General features: G+C 70.2%; 15 protein-coding genes and 1 pseudogene. 4 read left to right on the forward strand and 12 right to left on the reverse strand.

What is annotated here, in order from left to right; all coding sequences use genetic code 11:
• Positions 1-41: 41 nt before the first annotated feature.
• The 3 genes from OCQ_RS21330 to glmS form a co-directional block, all read right to left on the reverse strand.
• Complete coding sequence (locus OCQ_RS21330; protein WP_139826587.1) at positions 42-752, reverse strand: rhomboid-like protein; 711 nt, start codon at positions 750-752, stop codon at positions 42-44.
• A 66-nt stretch (positions 753-818) separates the two neighbouring features.
• Complete coding sequence (locus OCQ_RS21335) at positions 819-1,712, reverse strand: DUF4436 domain-containing protein (protein WP_008260207.1); 894 nt, start codon at positions 1,710-1,712, stop codon at positions 819-821.
• 109 nt (positions 1,713-1,821) lie between these two features.
• Positions 1,822-3,687, reverse strand: coding sequence for a glutamine--fructose-6-phosphate transaminase (isomerizing) (glmS, locus tag OCQ_RS21340; protein ID WP_008260209.1), 1,866 nt, complete (start codon positions 3,685-3,687; stop codon positions 1,822-1,824).
• A gap of 443 nt (positions 3,688-4,130) precedes the next feature.
• On the opposite strand from glmS, the gene OCQ_RS21345 reads away from it, so the two are divergent.
• Genes OCQ_RS21345 through OCQ_RS21360 form a run of 4 tightly spaced genes read left to right on the forward strand, consistent with a single transcriptional unit; the run spans position 4,131 to position 6,651 of the window.
• Positions 4,131-4,328 (forward strand): Rv1535 family protein, encoded by a 198-nt coding sequence (locus OCQ_RS21345; RefSeq protein ID WP_008260212.1) that lies wholly within the window; start codon positions 4,131-4,133, stop codon positions 4,326-4,328.
• 43 nt (positions 4,329-4,371) lie between these two features.
• The gene (locus tag OCQ_RS21350) at positions 4,372-5,211 is read left to right on the forward strand and encodes a dienelactone hydrolase family protein (protein ID WP_008260214.1); all 840 of its coding nucleotides are present in this window, start codon (positions 4,372-4,374) and stop codon (positions 5,209-5,211) included.
• A gap of 10 nt (positions 5,212-5,221) precedes the next feature.
• Complete coding sequence (locus OCQ_RS21355; RefSeq protein WP_014385763.1) at positions 5,222-5,572, forward strand: ester cyclase; 351 nt, start codon at positions 5,222-5,224, stop codon at positions 5,570-5,572.
• Positions 5,573-5,610: 38 nt separating this feature from the next.
• Complete coding sequence (locus OCQ_RS21360; RefSeq protein WP_008260216.1) at positions 5,611-6,651, forward strand: LLM class F420-dependent oxidoreductase; 1,041 nt, start codon at positions 5,611-5,613, stop codon at positions 6,649-6,651.
• 4 nt (positions 6,652-6,655) lie between these two features.
• Here OCQ_RS21360 and OCQ_RS27285 read toward each other — a convergent pair.
• From OCQ_RS27285 to eccCb, 9 genes and pseudogenes are all read right to left on the reverse strand, one after another.
• Positions 6,656-8,039, reverse strand: a pseudogene (locus OCQ_RS27285) (hypothetical protein).
• A gap of 3 nt (positions 8,040-8,042) precedes the next feature.
• Positions 8,043-8,372 carry a hypothetical protein gene (locus tag OCQ_RS21375; RefSeq protein WP_014385766.1) on the reverse strand — a complete coding sequence of 110 codons (330 nt, stop codon included), beginning with the start codon at positions 8,370-8,372 and terminating at the stop codon, positions 8,043-8,045.
• 48 nt (positions 8,373-8,420) lie between these two features.
• Positions 8,421-9,755 carry a phosphoglucosamine mutase gene (gene glmM / locus OCQ_RS21380; protein WP_014385767.1) on the reverse strand — a complete coding sequence of 445 codons (1,335 nt, stop codon included), beginning with the start codon at positions 9,753-9,755 and terminating at the stop codon, positions 8,421-8,423.
• 149 nt (positions 9,756-9,904) lie between these two features.
• Complete coding sequence (gene rpsI, locus OCQ_RS21385; protein ID WP_026071202.1) at positions 9,905-10,360, reverse strand: 30S ribosomal protein S9; 456 nt, start codon at positions 10,358-10,360, stop codon at positions 9,905-9,907.
• Between the two features lie 80 nt (positions 10,361-10,440).
• Positions 10,441-10,884 carry a 50S ribosomal protein L13 gene (gene rplM, locus OCQ_RS21390; RefSeq protein ID WP_008260230.1) on the reverse strand — a complete coding sequence of 148 codons (444 nt, stop codon included), beginning with the start codon at positions 10,882-10,884 and terminating at the stop codon, positions 10,441-10,443.
• A 261-nt stretch (positions 10,885-11,145) separates the two neighbouring features.
• Positions 11,146-11,442 carry a WXG100 family type VII secretion target gene (locus OCQ_RS21395; RefSeq protein ID WP_008260232.1) on the reverse strand — a complete coding sequence of 99 codons (297 nt, stop codon included), beginning with the start codon at positions 11,440-11,442 and terminating at the stop codon, positions 11,146-11,148.
• A gap of 14 nt (positions 11,443-11,456) precedes the next feature.
• The gene (locus tag OCQ_RS21400; protein WP_014383255.1) at positions 11,457-11,774 is read right to left on the reverse strand and encodes a WXG100 family type VII secretion target; all 318 of its coding nucleotides are present in this window, start codon (positions 11,772-11,774) and stop codon (positions 11,457-11,459) included.
• Between the two features lie 43 nt (positions 11,775-11,817).
• Positions 11,818-13,047 carry a type VII secretion-associated protein gene (locus OCQ_RS21405; RefSeq protein ID WP_014385768.1) on the reverse strand — a complete coding sequence of 410 codons (1,230 nt, stop codon included), beginning with the start codon at positions 13,045-13,047 and terminating at the stop codon, positions 11,818-11,820.
• On the reverse strand, positions 13,044-16,733 hold the full coding sequence (eccCb, locus tag OCQ_RS21410) for a type VII secretion protein EccCb (RefSeq protein WP_014385769.1): 3,690 nt from the start codon (positions 16,731-16,733) through the stop codon (positions 13,044-13,046). Before eccCb ends, OCQ_RS21405 begins: the two co-directional genes overlap by 4 nt.

The following is a 16,733-nucleotide window of genomic DNA, read 5'->3' on the forward strand; positions in this document are numbered from 1 at the left end:
GCGGGGGCTTGGCGCCCACCATCTTTCGCCGCGGACCGCCATCAGCTCGGGGGCACGCTGCGGCGCGCCATGGCCTTGAGTCGCGCGGGACTCACTTGCCGGCTGCGCCGGGACCGGGTGCGGGTCATCGGGTAGAAGCACAGTCCGATGAGGATCGAGGCGAAATGCCCGATCGCGGTGAAGTCGAGGTCGACGCGGTCCATCGTGATCAGCGGGAAGCCGAAGATGACGAACAGCACCCCCAGATAGCCCCAGCGCCAGGGCCGGGCGATGTGGTAGGTCAGCACGGCCATCACGCCGACGAGGAAATAGCTGACCCCGATGTCGCGGGCGTGCACGAGGCGTTGCGACGCATCGCGTTCCTCGATCGCGAAGTAGAGGATGCCCTCGCTGATGTAGGTGGCCAGGATGTGAGAGCTCAATCCCACACTGAGCCAGCGCAGCTGACCGAGCCAATGCTCGGCCGGCGCGAGAAACAGGGTGAACAGCAGCAGGTGGGGCTCGAAGCTTTTGCCGTCGATCCACAGCAGACTGGAAAACAGTACGTGGAGTGGATCCTTGCCCAACTCGTGAATGTTGGTGGAGCGGTGCAACAACACCGAGTGCAACTGCCGGCCGGTGAGATGGTTCTGGATGATCGTCGTGACCATCAGCACCAACAGCCAGCCGTAGGTCAGCGGCGCGGTGCTGACGAAATGCCACACCGCCAGCGTCATGCTGCGCACTCGTGCTCGAACCGATGCAGGCGCCACGACATCAACCTTCGCACGCGGGGCGCCGCGCCCCTACGACTTCGGCGGCTAACACGCCGCCACCCCTCAGCTACCCGATGGCGCGGGGACCTCGGCCGGCGGCGCGGCGGCGGGCGCCGGCGGTGTCAAATGTCGCCACCAGCAGCCGATGTAGAGCACCATCGAGGCCACCAGCGCGACCAGGACCCAGATCACGACGGTGATGTCGACCCAGCTGCCGAAGGGTGGTGAACCGGGCAGGGCGTTTCGCAACGGCACCACCGCGAACAGCATCGCCGCGTACCAGGTCGTCATCGGTGGCTGGAACGGCCGCCGGTCCCGCGCGGTCTGAACCGCCACGAACACAGCCAGACTGGCGATCGTGATGAGCACGCCGAGGATGACGATGGCGAACGCCGCGGTGCTCAGCGACCGCCGCAGTTGCAGCCGGTAGGGGCCGTCCGCCTGGGGCCTGGTCGCGGTGAGCTGCCACCCCGAGAGGTGGTCGACGAACGTGACGGGCACGTGTGCGGGCGCGCGGTCGGTGTCGGGGCCGTAGAAGATCTCGACTTCGATCAGCCCCGAGCGGTATTGGTCGAACGGCCAGCGTTCGATCTGCCCGGCGATGGTCAGCGGGACCGACATCAGGCCGGGGAGCATGCCCTTGGTCCAGGTGTGCCGCGACGGCATCGCCGAGGATCGGACGCGGAGGCTGAGATCCTCCTTGAGATGGTGGGTTTTCGGATCCAGCAACGCCGATCCCGGATTGAAGGCGAGGTTGACGGCGAGCACGCTGTAGTTCGACTGGATCTCTTCGACGTTGATCGTCGCCGAGGGCTCGTCGGCGCTCACGACCGGGGTTATACCGTCCAGACGCCGGACGGCATCGCCTTGGGCGTACATCATGATCGACACGATGTATGCCGCGACGATGAGCACGACGAGGCCCACGACGACGTATCTGATGCCGCCCGATCGCATACTTCCTCCCGCACGGACGCCGTGACCAGCTGGCCGAAATGCTTCCCAGGGCAATGTAATGGATCGGCCGCGGGTCCGTCGCCGATACGCGCGAAGCGGTGCGCGCTGCCTACTCGACGGTGACGGACTTGGCCAGGTTGCGCGGCTTGTCCACGTCGTAGCCGCGCGCCTGGGCCACGGACGCGGCGAACACCTGAAGCGGGATCGTCGACAGCAGGGGCTGCAAAAGCGTTGACACGGAAGGGATTTCGATCAAGTGGTCGGCGTAGGGGCGCACGGTGTCGTCGCCTTCCTCGGCGATCACGATGGTGATCGCCCCGCGGGCCTGGATTTCGCGGATGTTGGACAGCAGCTTGGCGTGCAGCACCGCGGACCCCTTGGGGGACGGCATGACGACGATGACGGGCAGATCGTCCTCGATCAGCGCGATGGGGCCGTGCTTGAGCTCGCCGGCGGCGAACCCCTCGGCGTGCATGTAGGCCAGTTCCTTGAGTTTGAGCGCACCTTCCAGCGCCACCGGGTAGCCGACGTGGCGGCCCAGGAACAGCACCGTCGGCGACTGGGCGAATTGGTAGGCCAGCGCGGCCACCGGCTTGATCGTCGCGAGGACCCGCGCGACGACGTCCGGCATGGCTTCCAGCTCGTGGTACTCGCGCGCGACCTCGTCGGGGTACTTGGTGCCCCGGGCCTGCGCCAGCGCCAGGCCGACCAGATAGTTGGCGGTGATCTGCGCCAGGAACGTCTTCGTCGACGCCACCCCGATCTCCGGGCCGGCGCGGGTGTAGAGCACCGCGTCGCACTCGCGCGGGATCTGCGAGCCGTTGGTGTTGCAGATCGCCAGCACCTTGGCCTTCTGCTCCTTGGCGTGCCGGACGGCCTCGAGCGTGTCGGCGGTCTCGCCGGACTGCGAGATGGCGACCACCAGGGTGCTGCGGTCCAAAACCGGGTCCCGGTAACGGAATTCGCTGGACAGCTCCACCTCGACCGGCAGCCGCGTCCAGTGCTCGATCGCGTACTTCGCCAGCAGCCCGGAGTGGTACGCGGTGCCGCAGGCCACTACGAACACCTTGTCGATCTCGCGCAGTTCCTGATCGGAGAGCCGCTGCTCGTCGAGCACGATCCGGCCGTCGACGAAATGGCCCAGCAGGGTGTCGGCGACGGCGGCGGGTTGCTCGGCGATCTCCTTGAGCATGAAGTACTCGTAGCCACCTTTTTCGGCGGCGGCCAGATCCCAATCGATATGGAACTCGCGGTATTCGACATCGTCGTTGCCGTCGAAGTCGGTGATCCGGTAGCCGTCCGCGGTGATCACCACGGCCTGGTCCTGGCCGAGTTCGACGGCGTTGCGGGTGTGCGGGATGAAGGCCGCGACGTCGGAGCCGACGAACATCTCGCCGTCGCCGATGCCGAGCACCAGCGGGGTGGAGCGGCGGGCGGCGACGATGGTGCCGGGGTCGTCGGCGTTGGCGAACACCAGCGTGAAGTGGCCGTCGAGGCGGCGCAGCACCGCGAGGACCGACGCGGGGAAATCGCCGGCGGTCTCGCCGTGGCGGTAGGCCTGCGCCACCAGGTGCACCGCGACCTCGGTGTCGGTGTCGCTGGCGAACTCCACGCCCTGGGCCTCGAGCTCGTGGCGCAGGTTCGCGTAGTTCTCGATGATGCCGTTGTGGACCACCGCGATCTTGCCGGCGGCGTCGCGGTGCGGGTGGGCGTTGCGGTCGGTGGGGCGCCCGTGGGTGGCCCACCGGGTGTGGCCCAGGCCGGTGGTGCCGGTCAGCGAGTGCCGCGGCATCTGGGCGACCGCCTCTTCCAGGTTGGCCAGCCGGCCGGCGCGGCGGCTCACCGTCAGGGTGCCGTCGCCGTTCGCCAGCGCGATGCCCGACGAGTCGTACCCGCGGTACTCCATCCGCCGCAGCGCGGCCATGACGACGTCACAGGCGGGCTGCTGCCCGACATAGCCGACAATTCCGCACATTCTGACCAGGGTAGTGCAGGCGGCACACCGGGCCCGCAATCCGGCGCTATGGTTAGGCCGCCCACCTGCAGGAAGGCGTGCCCGGGCACCGCGACTGGGACGGCCTCAGGTGGACGTCCTGGACCAATCCGCCCAGTCCCCAGCCATTCATGTCACCGTCATAACCGGCGGGAGTTCTTTCATCTGATGTGCGCGCGACGTTTTCGTTCACGTCATCGCGGCCGCGCTTAACGCCTCTAGCATTCCAAATTGTCAGCAAAGATCGTCACCGACCAAAGGACGAGCTGCGTGAGGCTGCCCAGAGTTTCTGGCTACCTCGATTCCCGTTTTCGCCGACACATGAATTCAGCCGTCGATGGTTGTTCACCGGGAATTGTGCAGCGGGTCGCATTGAAATGCGTAACTTGCTCCGACCGACAACCGTGCGCCATGAGGAGGCAATCATGACCGCAGTTCGGTACGACGAAGTGGTGCCCGCCCCCTCGGCGCCGGCCCCCGGGCACGCCGCCCGGCCACGCCGGCACCCGTCCGCGGGCTCCGGAAACGCCTTGATGGACTTGACCACCCACGTGCTCACCGCCACGCTGCACCAGCTCTACGCGGCGCTGTGGCGGGCGGGGGTCATCGAGGTCACGGCCTAGTCATCTGCGCCGGCGCGCGATTGCGATGCGCTAACGTCGACGCGTGGCCCGCATCCGCAAGCTCGTCGCCGCTCTGCACCGCCGTGGTCCGCACCGGGTTTTGCGGGGTGACCTGGCCTTTGCCGGTCTGCCGGGTGTGGTGTACACCCCGGAGGAGGGCCTGAATCTGCCCGGCGTGGCGTTCGGCCACGAGTGGCTGGCCGGCGCCGCCCGGTACTCGAATCTGCTCGAGCATCTGGCGTCGTGGGGGATCGTGGCCGGCGCTCCCGACACCCAGCGGGGTGTGGCCCCCTCGGTGCTGAACTTCGCCTTCGATCTGGGCACCGCCCTGGACATCGTGTCGGGTGTGCGCCTCGGGCCGGGCAAGATCAGCGTGCATCCCGCCAAGCTGGGCGTGGTCGGTCATGGTTTCGGCGGCTCGGCCGCGGTATTCGCCGCCGCGGGAATGCCCGCCAAGCTCGCGGCGGTGGCGGCGATTTTCCCCAGCGTCACCAGCCCGCCGGCCCAGCAGCCCGCCGCGACGCTCAAGGTGCCGGGAGTGATCTTCACCGCGCCGGGCGACCGGACGACGTTGAACTCCAACGCGCTGGCGCTTGCCGAGGCGTGGAAGCCGGCGACGCTGCGCATCGTCAGCAAGGCCGAGCCCGGCGGGCTGGTGGAGGGTCGGCGGCTGGCCACGGTGCTCGGCCTGCCCGGCCCGCACCGGCGTACCCAGCGGTCGGTTCGGGCGCTGCTGACCGGTTACCTGCTCTACACGCTCGGCGGCGACAAGAAGTATCGCGATTTCGCCGACCCGGACGTGCACCTGCCCGGGACGGACGCCATCGATCCCGAGGCCGAGGCGATTCCCCTGGAAGAAAAGATCGTCGCCCTGCTGAAGTGAGGGGGAGTTGATGTCGAGCGCGCACGCGCTGTACGCCCGCTGGATCACCGAACTCTGGAACGGACGGCCGGTCGCGGCCGAGCTGGTCACCGACGACTTCGTCGGTCACTGGCCCGGCCGGGAGGTACAGGGACCGGACGCTCTCGCGCAGATCATCGAGCAGACACGAAACATGTTCTCGGACTTGAGCTTCGGCATCGAGGTCGGCCCGCTGACCGAGGGTGATCTGGTGGCCGGGCGCTGGGTGGGCACCGGCCACGGCCCGGACGGCCCGGTCTCGTTCACCGGTAACGACATCCTGCGCCTGGCCGCCGACGGCCGGCGCTTCGCCGAGTACTGGACGGGCACTTCCGCGGGCTGAGCGCCCCGTCCCGCACGGGCGCGTGGTAAGTGTCATGGATGCGAATCGGGATCGCTCTCAACTATTCGGGCGGCTTTCACGAAGCCGTGGACCGCGTCGTCGAACTCGAAAAGTCCGGCATCGAGGTCGCGGTGGTGGCCGAGGCGTATTCGTTCGACGCCATCAGCCAGCTGGGATACCTGGCCGCCAAAACCAACACGGTCGAACTGGCGTCCGGGGTGCTTCCCCTCTACATCCGCACGCCGTCGCTGCTGGCGATGACGGCCGCGGGCCTGGATTTCGTGTCCGACGGGCGATTCCGCCTCGGCATCGGCACCTCCGGACCGCAAGTGATCGAGGGCTTTCACGGGGTCCCGTTCGACGCCCCGCTCGGGCGCACCCGCGAGATCGTGGAGATCTGCCGCAAGGTGTGGCGCCGCGAGCGCGTGCAATACGCCGGCAAGCACTACCAGCTACCGCTGCCCGCCGACCGCGGAACGGGTCTGGGCAAGCCGCTGCAGCTCATCAATCACCCTGTGCGCGAACGCATTCCGATCAGCATCGCCGCGCTGGGTCCCAAGAATGTCGAGCTCACCGCCGAGATCGCCGAGGGCTGGCAGCCGGTCTTCTATCTTCCGGACAAGGCCGCGTCGATCTGGGGTGAGCCGCTGGCCGCCGGCGCCGCCAAACGCGATCCCGCGCTGGGTCCGCTCGACGTCATGGTGCACGCGTCGCTGGCCATCGGGGACAACGTCGACGAGCGGCTGGCCTGGGTCAAGCCGCAGCTCGGGCTCTACATCGGCGGGATGGGCGCCAAAGGCCGCAATTTCTACCACAATCTGGCGACGCGTTACGGGTACGGCGAGGTCGCCGACCGGATCCAGGAGCTGTATCTGTCCGGCCGCAAGCAGGAGGCCATCGACGCCGTGCCCGACGAGCTGGTGCGGGGCATGTCGCTGATCGGGCCGCGCGGGTATGTGGCCGAACGGATGGCCGCCTTCGCCGAGGCCGGCGTGACCACGCTGTTGTTGAGCCCGCAGGCCACCGACCGCGACGAGTCCATGCGTTTCGTCGAGGAAGCCCTGCAACTGCAGCCCTGAGCGGTCACTGCCCCGCCTGCGGAAGCTGGTCCGCGGCAATCTCGCACGGCGTCGACCCCTCCCCCGCGGCGGGTGCGGGTTCGGCGGCCGGCGCTGCCGCGGGAGCCGGCGGCTCGGCCGGCGCCGGATCCGCCGGCGGCGGGGTCTCGACCGGTTGGGCTTGCTGTTCGGGCTCCGTGGGATCGGGCTGACCCGCCTCCCCGTCGACAGGTTCGGCTGGACCGCTCCCCTCGGCGGTGTCGCCGGCGTCCTCGGCGTCGCCGGCGTCCTCTGCGCCCTTCGCGTCAGTCGGATCCTCGGCGTGAAAAGGGTTCTCGTCGAACGCGTTTCCGTCCGCCGAATCGCCGAGCGCGGCCGCGCCATCCGACCCGTCGCCCGCCGACCCGAGCAGATCGCCCATCGCGTCGACGATCCTGGCGGCGAGCCCAAGAAGACCGCCGCCACCCCCACCGAGCCCACCACTGCCGAGGCCGTCGCCGAGCCCACCGCCGCCGAGCCCGCCCAGATCGCCCAAGCTTTCGGCGGGCCACCCCGACGCGTCACCGAGGCCGCTATCCCAGCCCGCGACCGGCGCCGGCGGAGCCGGCAGGGGGGCGACCGGCGCCGGCGCCGCGGCCGCCACCGTCGCCGCGGGGTCGGTCCACCCGCGGTGCGGACGCGGCGGCCACCGGCGGGGCGAGCTGCACCGGAACGGCCCCCGCCCCGAGATCACCGGGAAACTCGAACCGCGCCGCCGGGGCGGCGGCGGCCCTGTCGATCACCATCGCGTAGGACGTCTGGACCCCGTCCGACGCGGACCGCATCGCGGCCAGCCAGTCGTTACGAATGTCGTTGTCCACGTAGGGAATCACCTGATGCCGCACCACATCCTCGGCGCCCCGCCGGTCCCCGGCCGTGACCGCGGCGGCGGCGGCCAACCACGCCGGCCGCTGCGCCTGCGCGCGGTCGTCGACGGCGATGGCCGTCGCGACTTTCGAATCGACCAGGTGCCACAGGTTGTCGCGCAGCGACTCGCATCGCTGGGCCGCCGCGCGCAGTTCGCCGACGACCGCGTCCGCGCTGTCGCAATGCCGTTGCAACAGCTGCACCGCGGCGTCGCCGCCCGCGCCCTGCCACGCGACGGCCAGCTCGGCCACCTGGGCGCGCTGCATGCGCAGCGCCTCGGCGGCCACCACGCCGGCGGCCCGCAGCTCCGCGCAGTCACGGTCGAGCGCGCGCAGGTCGAGACCGTCCTCGCTCGCATACCATTCCCGGATCTGCGCGGGATGCGCTGTCAGGTCAGGATGTTGGTAGCCGAGCGCGTGGGACGCCTGCACGTAGGTCTGGGTGTGCTCGACGGCAACCCGGCCCTCGGCGAGGCGCGCGTCCACGTCCAACCGGTCGGCCACGAGCTACGCGATCCGCGCCGCGGCATACAGTTCGGCGTCGGCGTAGCGCTGCGCGCTGGACCGCAGGGCGGCGGCGATCTCGCTGGACGCGCGCGACCACTGCGTCACCTGCTGCGTCAGGCGCCCCAACTCGACGCGAAGCGCGTCGCCGCGCGCGGCGTGCGCCCGCCCGGCGCAGGCCCCGCCGAAGGCCAGCCTGGCCAGGTGATCGCTGACCGCGCGGTCGAGAAATTCCGCGGCCATGGCGAATTGGTTAGCGACCCGGTGCGTGGCCGACGCGTCGATCTGGGCGCGGGCGGCGGCGACAGGCCGTGTTCCCCCAACGAATTTCATGCCTAATCCGACGCCGGTAGGCGGGTCGGGGTTCCCGGCGCTGCGGGATCAGTGCGCGGCGCTGACCGCTTCGGCGACCCGGGTGGCGATCCGCGCAGCGATCTCCTTTTCGGGGGCCTCCACCATCACGCGGATCATGGGCTCAGTTCCCGACGGGCGCAACAGGATTCGACCGGTGTCGCCCAGCTCGGCCTCGGCCTGCCCGACCGCGGACTGCACCGACGGCGCGGCGGCGGCCGTGGTCTTGTCGGCCACCGTGACGTTGATCAACACCTGCGGCAGCGTCTGCATGGCCGAGGCCAAATGCGCCAGCGACGAGCCGGTCTGCGCCATCCGGTTCATCAGCCGCAGCCCGGTGACGATGCCGTCGCCGGTCGAGCCCAGCGCGGGCATCACGATGTGCCCGGACTGCTCGCCGCCCAGGCTGTAGTCGCCGGCCCGCAGTTCCTCCACGACGTAGCGATCGCCGACGCCGGTGGTGCGCACCGTGATTCCGGCCGAACGCATGGCCAGATGCAACCCCAGGTTGCTCATCACGGTGGTCACCAGCGTCCGCGAGGACAGTTCGCCGGCCTCGTGCATGGCCAGCGCGAGCACCACCATGATGTGGTCGCCGTCGACGAGGTTGCCGTCGGCGTCGATGGCCAGGCACCGGTCGGCGTCCCCGTCGTGCGCCAGGCCCAGGTCGGCGCGGTGCACGACGACCGCCGCGCGCAGCGAATCCAGGTGCGTGGAGCCGCAGTTGTCGTTGATGTTGAGCCCGTTGGGCTCGGCGTTGATCGCGATCACCCTCGCGCCGGCCGCGCGGTACGCGCGCGGGCCCACCGCCGAGGCCGCGCCGTGGGCGCAGTCCACCACCACGGTCAACCCGTCGAGGCGCAGCGTGCTGGCCTTGCTCAGGTGACGCAGGTAGCGGTCGGCCGCGTCCTCGGCGTCGACGACCCGCCCGATGCCGGTTCCGACCGGGCGCGGCCCCGGATCCCCGACGAGGGCTTCGATCTGGTCCTCGGTGCCGTCGTCGAGCTTGCGGCCGCCGGGCCCGAAGATCTTGATGCCGTTGTCGGGCATCGGGTTGTGGGAGGCGGAGATCATCACCCCGAAATCGGCGTCGTAGGCGCCGGTCAGGTAGGCCACCGCGGGGGTGGGCAGCACCCCCACCCGCAGCGCGTCGACGCCCTGGCTGGTCAGCCCGGCGATCACCGCGGCCTCCAGCATCTCGCCGCTGGCCCGCGGATCGCGGCCGATCACCGCGACGCGGCGGCCCGGCGCCGACGCGCTCGCCAGACGCCGCGCCGCCGCGGAACCCAGCGCCAGCGCCAGCTCGGCGGTCAACTCGCGGTTGGCGACCCCACGGACACCGTCGGTGCCGAATAGTCGACCCATGCGAACAAACCTCTCACAGTTGTCGGGCTAGCACCTAACGTGCCCGTTCCTTTGTGGCCGAAACCAGGCGCGGGTGGGCGCAGACACGCCGCAACCGGCCACAACTTGTGCACCGCGATGCCAAGTTGTGGCCGGAAAGCGACGGCTGATCAGCGCTTGCTGTACTGAGGCGCCTTGCGGGCCTTCTTCAGGCCGTACTTCTTGCGCTCGGTGGCGCGCGGGTCACGGGTGAGGAACCCGGCCTTCTTCAGCGCGGGACGGTCGTCCGGCGAGGCCACGATGAGCGCCCGCGCGATGCCCAGGCGCAGCGCGCCGGCCTGCCCCGAGGGGCCGCCGCCGTGCAGGTGGGCGTAGACGTCGAAGCTCTCCACCCGGTCCACGGTGACGAGCGGGGCCTTGATGAGCTGCTGGTGCACCTTGTTGGGGAAGTAGCCCTCCAGGGTGCGGCCGTTCAGGTTGAATTGGCCGGTGCCGGGCACCAGGCGCACCCGCACCACGGCCTCCTTGCGGCGGCCGACGGTCTGGATGGGCCGTTCGAACACGTAGGGCTCGGCGGGCGCGGCGACGTCGGCGGGCTCCGAGGCCTCGACCGGGGCTTCGGTCACCTCGGCGGCGGCCACTGTTTCCTCTGCGGTCTCTGGGTTGTCCGGGTTCTCTGGGTTCTCCAGGCCCTCGGTCGTTTCGGTCACTGGGCCACCTGCTTGATCTCGTACGGAACGGGCTGCTGTGCGACGTGGGGGTGCGTCGGGCCGGCGTAGACGTGCAGCTTGCGCGCGATCTGCCGGGCGAGCTTGTTCTTGGGCAGCATGCCGACGATCGCGTCCTCCACGACGCGGTCGGGGTGCTTGGCCATCAGCTCGCGGATGGTGCGGCTGCTCAGACCGCCGGGGTACCCCGAGTGGCGGTACGCCAGCTTCTTGTCCAGCTTCTGGCCGCTGAAGGCGACCTTGTCGGCGTTGATGACGATGACGAAGTCACCGCCGTCGACGTTGGGGGTGAACGTCGGCTTGTGCTTGCCGCGCAGCAGGTTGGCTGCCGCGACGGCAAGGCGGCCAAGCACCACGTCCGTGGCGTCGATGACGTGCCACGACCTCGTGGTGTCACCCGCCTTTGGCGTGTACGTAGGCACAGCGCTTACCACTCTTTCTCTGCGAGCCTCTGTTCCGAGGCTGTGGATCCCGGTGTGACCGGGTGCCGGTCAGGCGTCCGCGGTAAGGGCTTGGTCTCGGCGACCGACGTTGACCCGAGGCCCTGGCGTACCGCACGCCAACGGAGCAGCTTACCGACCGCCATCCCCGCAGGTCAAAATGACTGTGTGGCCCCGACGGCTCTCCCCCGTCAGGACCACACAGTCTCACGCGCGGCCAGACCGCGGGTGTCTCGTCGGCCGCTACCGCGCCCACACCCCGGCGGCGCGGCGGTCGGCGTTGGCCACCTCGTCCGCGCCGTCGCGGACCGCGTTTCCGAGCGCGGCCAGCATCTCGTTGAGCGCGGTCGCCGACTGGTGCCATTTCAGCTGCTCGGCCTGGTAGGCGGCGGCCGCTTCGCTGGTCCAGAGCTGCTGCAAGGGCGCGATGTGTGCTCTCAGCTCGTCGAGCGCGGCATTGAAGCGGGCCGATGTCGAGTGAATTTCCTGGCGCACCGAGTATTCGATTTCACCGAAGTTGTAGGACAACACCGAATCCACGGGATCTTTCCTCCTCACAGGTTTCCGCCGGCGGCGGCGATGCGGTCGGCGTGGCTTTGGCCGGCCTCCTGCAGGGTGGCCGCGTTCTGCCGAATGGTGTCGGCGATGGTGTGTAGGGCGTGGTAGAGCCGCACCGACTCGGCGTTCCAGCGATCGATCACGTCTTTGAAGCGCGTGGCCGCCGGCCCGCCCCACGCCGACGGCGGCACGCCGCTCATCCGGCCGATGAACGCCTGCAACATTGCCCTGATTTCCTCGTTGCGCGCGTCGGTGGTGCCCGCCACCGACCGCATCAGGTCGACGTCGGCGCTCAGTGGGTTTGGTGCAGCCATACCTATTACGACCGTGACGGGGGTCGTTCGGTTCCACGAATTGTCATCCGATCGCGTGGGCGGATCTGACCGCCTGCTCGCACGCATCGCGGACCCCGCCCTCGTCGCCGGGTCTGCTCTGGCATCCGACGCTGATCCGCAGGGGGCCGTCGAGCAGCACCGTCCAGCGCACCTCATGACCCGGGCGCACCTCGCGGTAGGTCACCGCCGACCGGCCCGCGCTGGTACCGGACGGGTTGAAGTCGACGAACAGCCCGGCGGGCTCGACGTCGATCGCGCGTTTCAACCGTTCGGCGGTGCCGCTGAGCGTCTCGCCGGCCACCGGCGACTGGGTGATGTGCAGCGCGACCTCGGGATCGGCCGGAGACGTGACCTGGACCCGCGCCGAGCCCGGCCCGGTGACCACCCGTCGCGCCGGCCATGTCGCCGGGACCGACAGCGCCACCCGGCCTTCCACCAAAAACGTCGTGGGCGTGGCCTCTACTCGCGTCGGGGGCACTACGCCACGCCGGTCCGGCGCCATCGCAGCCGGCGCCGCCGCGGCGACGACGATGGCGGCGGCCCCCAGTGTGCCCAGGGCCCGCACCCGCGACGGGCGGGCGGTGGGACGCGCCCCCGACGGCAGCGGGCGCACCGGGAAGGACGCCCGCGCAAGCCGGGTGAAGCGAATATGGTTGATTTCCAGCACACTTGGTGCCGACGGCCCGCTCCCGCGTAGCCCGTGGATGATCGACGCCGCCAGCGGCGACGCCCCGGCGACCGTGCTCGGCGTGTCGATCACCACCGCCGCGGGGGCCGCGCCGGCGATGACATCCGCGACGGCTTCGGCGACGGATTGCGGATCGGCGTTGCGCGGTACGGCGGTGATCTCGCTCGCGGTGACCGCCACCAGCCGCTCGGCGATTTCCACCGCCACCGTCGGTTCCGCGCGAGACGCCCGCGTCAGCAGCCATGATCGCGGGCGCGTCCGCACCGCGCCGGCCACCCTCGCGGCGGCCGCGGTCACCACGCCCACGCGCGAGGAGGACCACCAGGACGGGTGCACGACGACCATGCCGTCGGCGGTTCCGCAGGTTGCCGCCCGCAGCGCGGCCTCCCACAACGCGTCGACGGTTACCGGCCGCTCCCCCACCAGCGCGACGCGGTCGTCTATCGCGTCCAGGGCGGACCGGATGACGTCGGCCGTCTCGCCCTCGTCGATCGGTCCTGTGCCACAACATAACCGGCGGATAGTGCCCGGCCCGGCCTCGATGATCGGACGGTGTTCGCTCACGGCGGGCTCCAAGCCACCTGGACGAGGTCTTCGTCGCCGGTACGGTTGGTCAGCAAGCCGCGGCCCGGCGGCAATTGCGCCGGCCGAGCGCGGCCGAACGGCGCGCCCTCGCTGGGAGATCCGCTCATCATCAGCGACATGCAACCGAGGTCACGCAGACCCGCGAGCACCGGCTCGAACATCGCGCGCTCCGCCCCGGCGCCGCGCCGGGCGACGACGAGGTGCAATCCCAAATCTTGTGCGTAGGGCAGGAATTCGGCGATCGGTCCCAGCGGATTTTCCGTCGGCGTGGCGACCAGGTCGTAGTCGTCGACCACGACGTAGATCTGCGGCCCGGACCACCACGAGCGGCTGCGCAACTCGGCCTGGCTCGCGTCGGGCGGCGGCATTCGTGCGCTCAGCAGGGCGAGCACGTCGGGCAGCAGCGCGGCCAACGCGGCCGGCGACATCGCATACCCGCGGAGATGCTCCGACTCGACAACGCCGAGCAGCGTGCGCCGGAAGTCGACGATCAACAGCTGTGCTTGCGCGGCGGTCTTCGTCCGGACCAGCTCACGGCACAAGGTACGCAGCGTCGCCGTCTTCCCGCACGCGCTGTCGCCGAGGATCACCAGATGCGGCTGACCGTCGAAATCTATTGCCGCCGGGCGCAGTTCGCGCTCTCGCAGGCCGAGCAGCACTTGGGCGCGAAGCTCGGCTCCCGACCCGCGCACCAAGGTCTCGCGGTCCACGTGATCGGGCAAGAGCGGTATCGGCGGCGCAACCGAGTGACCGGCGAGCACCTCGGCTACGGGCCTTGCGACCACCATGTGCAGGCCGTCCCGGGACAGCCCCCGTCCCGGGCTGTCGTGCGGGACGTGCGCGGCGGCCTTGCGGTCCAGTTCGGAGTCGGCGGGATCGCCGAGCCGCAACTCGACGCGGGTGCCGAGCTGATCCCGCAGCGACGGCCTGACGTCGGCCCAGCGCGACGCCGACAACACCACGTGCACACCGAACGAAAGCCCATGGGTCGCAAGGGCGGTGATCGAGGCCTCCAGCGCCTCGAATTCCTGGCGCACGGTTGCCCAGCCGTCGATGACGAGGAAGACGTCGCCGAACGGATCATCGTTGGCGACGCCGGCTGCGGCCCGCCGGCGATAGTCGGCGATCGAGCCGATCGCGTGCTCACCGAATATGGCTTCACGCCGCCGCACGACCGACTCGCATTCGGCGACGATCCGCCCGACGAGTCGGGACTCGGCCCTGCCGGGGACCGCACCGACGTGCGGCAACGACCGCACCGACGACAGCGTCCCGCCACCGAAATCCAAGCAGTAGAACTGCACCTGGCTCGCGTCGTGCGTGGCCGCCAGGGCGGTGATGAGTGTGCGCAGCGCCGTCGACTTGCCGGATTGGGGCCCCCCGACGATCGCCGCGTTGCCGGCGGCCCCGGACAGGTCGATCATCAGTGGCGTTCGGCGCTGTTCGAAGGGGCGGTCGACAAGGCCGATGGGGACGGCGGTCAGGCCGGCCGGCGTGGGCTCCGCGCTGTGCAGCAGGGTGTGCAGCTGCGGCGCCGGCCCCAGCGGGGGCAGCCAAACCCGGTGCGCGGGCGGCCCCTGGCCGCGCAGCCGGTCCAGGACCGCATGGTAGATGGCCGGCGGGGAAGTCATGTTCGCCCGGTGGGTGCGACGGACCGCGCCGGTGACGCGGGTCGTGAACGCCTGGGTCGAGCGCGCCGCGGCGGGGGCCTTATCCGGGGAAGCGTCCGTCCGCAGCGGTCCCGAAACCGAGGCGGCCTGGAAGCGAATCGGTTCGCCGCCGCCGATCCGCAGGAAGCCGGCGCCGGGCGCGGCGGGCAGCTCGTACGCATCGAGATTGCCCAGCACCGTGCGGGATTCGGCGGCGGACAGGGTCTTCAGGCACAGGCGGTACGACAGGTGGGCCTCGAGCCCGCGTAGCCGTCCCTCGTCGAGGCGCTGGCTGGCCAGCAGCAGGTGCATGCCCAGGGATCGGCCGAGACGACCGATCGCCACGAAGGTGTCGGCGAAATCTGGTTGCTGGCTGAGCAATTCGGAGAACTCGTCGACGATTATGAACAGCGTCGGCAGGGCCGGCAGCGGCTCAGGCGGGTCGCCGCTGCGGCGCGCGCCTTCGTAGGCCTCGACGCTGACGCAGCCCGCCGTGCGCAGCAGCTGCTGGCGACGATTCATCTCGCCGGCCAGCGCGTCGCGCATGCGGCTCACCAGCGGCGCGTCGTCGGCCAGGTTGGTGATCACGGCGGCCACGTGTGGCGCTCGCGCATAGTCGAGAAAGGTTGCCCCGCCCTTGAAGTCGATGAGCAACAGGTTGAGCGTCAGCGGGGAGTTACGGACCATCATGCCCAGCGCGATGGTCCGCAACAGCTCCGATTTTCCCGACCCGGTTGCACCGATGCAGAGCCCATGCGGGCCCATCCCGCCCTCGGCCGGCTCTTTGATGTCCAGCTCGAGCGGTGCGCCCTGCATGGTGGTGCCGATGGGGACGCGCAGGCGGTCGCGGCGCGCCTGGCCGCGCCATAGCGTCGCCGGGTCGAAACGATGCACGTCGCGCAGACCGACCAATCCGGGCCAACCGGGATCACCGCCCCCCGCTCTCCCCCGATGACCGGCCAGCCGGAGGGCGCACACCAGCGCGTCGACGGGCTCCATCCGGTCGGGGCAAGAAACCGGCGCGGCCTCGCCGGAGCGCCGGATCGTCAGCGGCGCACCGTCATTGCCGCCGCCGATCGCGATGGTGGTGGCGCCGCCGAGCGCGGTGGGACCCTCGTCCAGCTCGGCGACCACCACCACCCGGGTCGCCGCAACGCCCGCGAGCGCGCCCTGCACCTGCGCGGCATCCGAATAGACCATCCGCACCGGACCGGCCGCGTCGGAATCGCCGGGATGTTGGTTGTGCGGCAACCATTTCAGCCATTCCCAGTGGGCGCGATGCGGCTCGCTGACCGCGGCGGCGATCCGCACCTGATCGGGCGCATGCTGCACGGCGAGCTGGCAGATCATCGCGCGTAGCAAGCCACGCGCGGCCCTCGCGTCGCCGTCGATCGTCACCAGCGATCCGTCCCGCAGGTCGATCGGTACCGGCGCAACGACTGTCGAATATGCGTGGAGGAACCGGCGCAACGCCGTGTCGGTGACCGGATCGCGAAGCTCCTCGGCGGCGAGCTCCGGCGCCACCAAACGACGGGCGAGCGGCTGAGGTCCCGTGCCCAGCCGCACGACGCAGAAGTCCGCGTCGCCCGGTCCGCGCTGCCACATCCGAGCGCCGCCGATCAACGTCCACAGTGTGTCGGGATGGGGATGACGCCGAATGGCGCACGCGCGCTGCGCCATAGCGACCTCGGATACGGATTGACTGAGCCGACTCAGGTAGTCGAGATACCGTCCGCGGTCGGCATCGATGCCATCGCCGCGCCGGTGGGCCCGGCCGGTCAGCCCGGACGCCAGGGCCGAGACCAGCATCATCAGCGGGAAGGCCAGGAACACGGGGGTGCGGGCCATGGCGGTCCCCGACGCGAACGCGGCGGCCATGATGCCGATGCTCACCACGGAGATCGCCACCGGCAGCAGGCGGGGCAGTAGGCCGGGCCCCGCCGGTGGCGGCAGGTCCGGTGGCGCCTCGACCACGATTGGCGCCTGTTGTGCCTCGGGCACCAACATCTCGGTCAT

The organism is Mycobacterium paraintracellulare (genome assembly GCF_000276825.1).
Taxonomy (GTDB): Bacteria; Actinomycetota; Actinomycetes; order Mycobacteriales; family Mycobacteriaceae; genus Mycobacterium; species Mycobacterium intracellulare.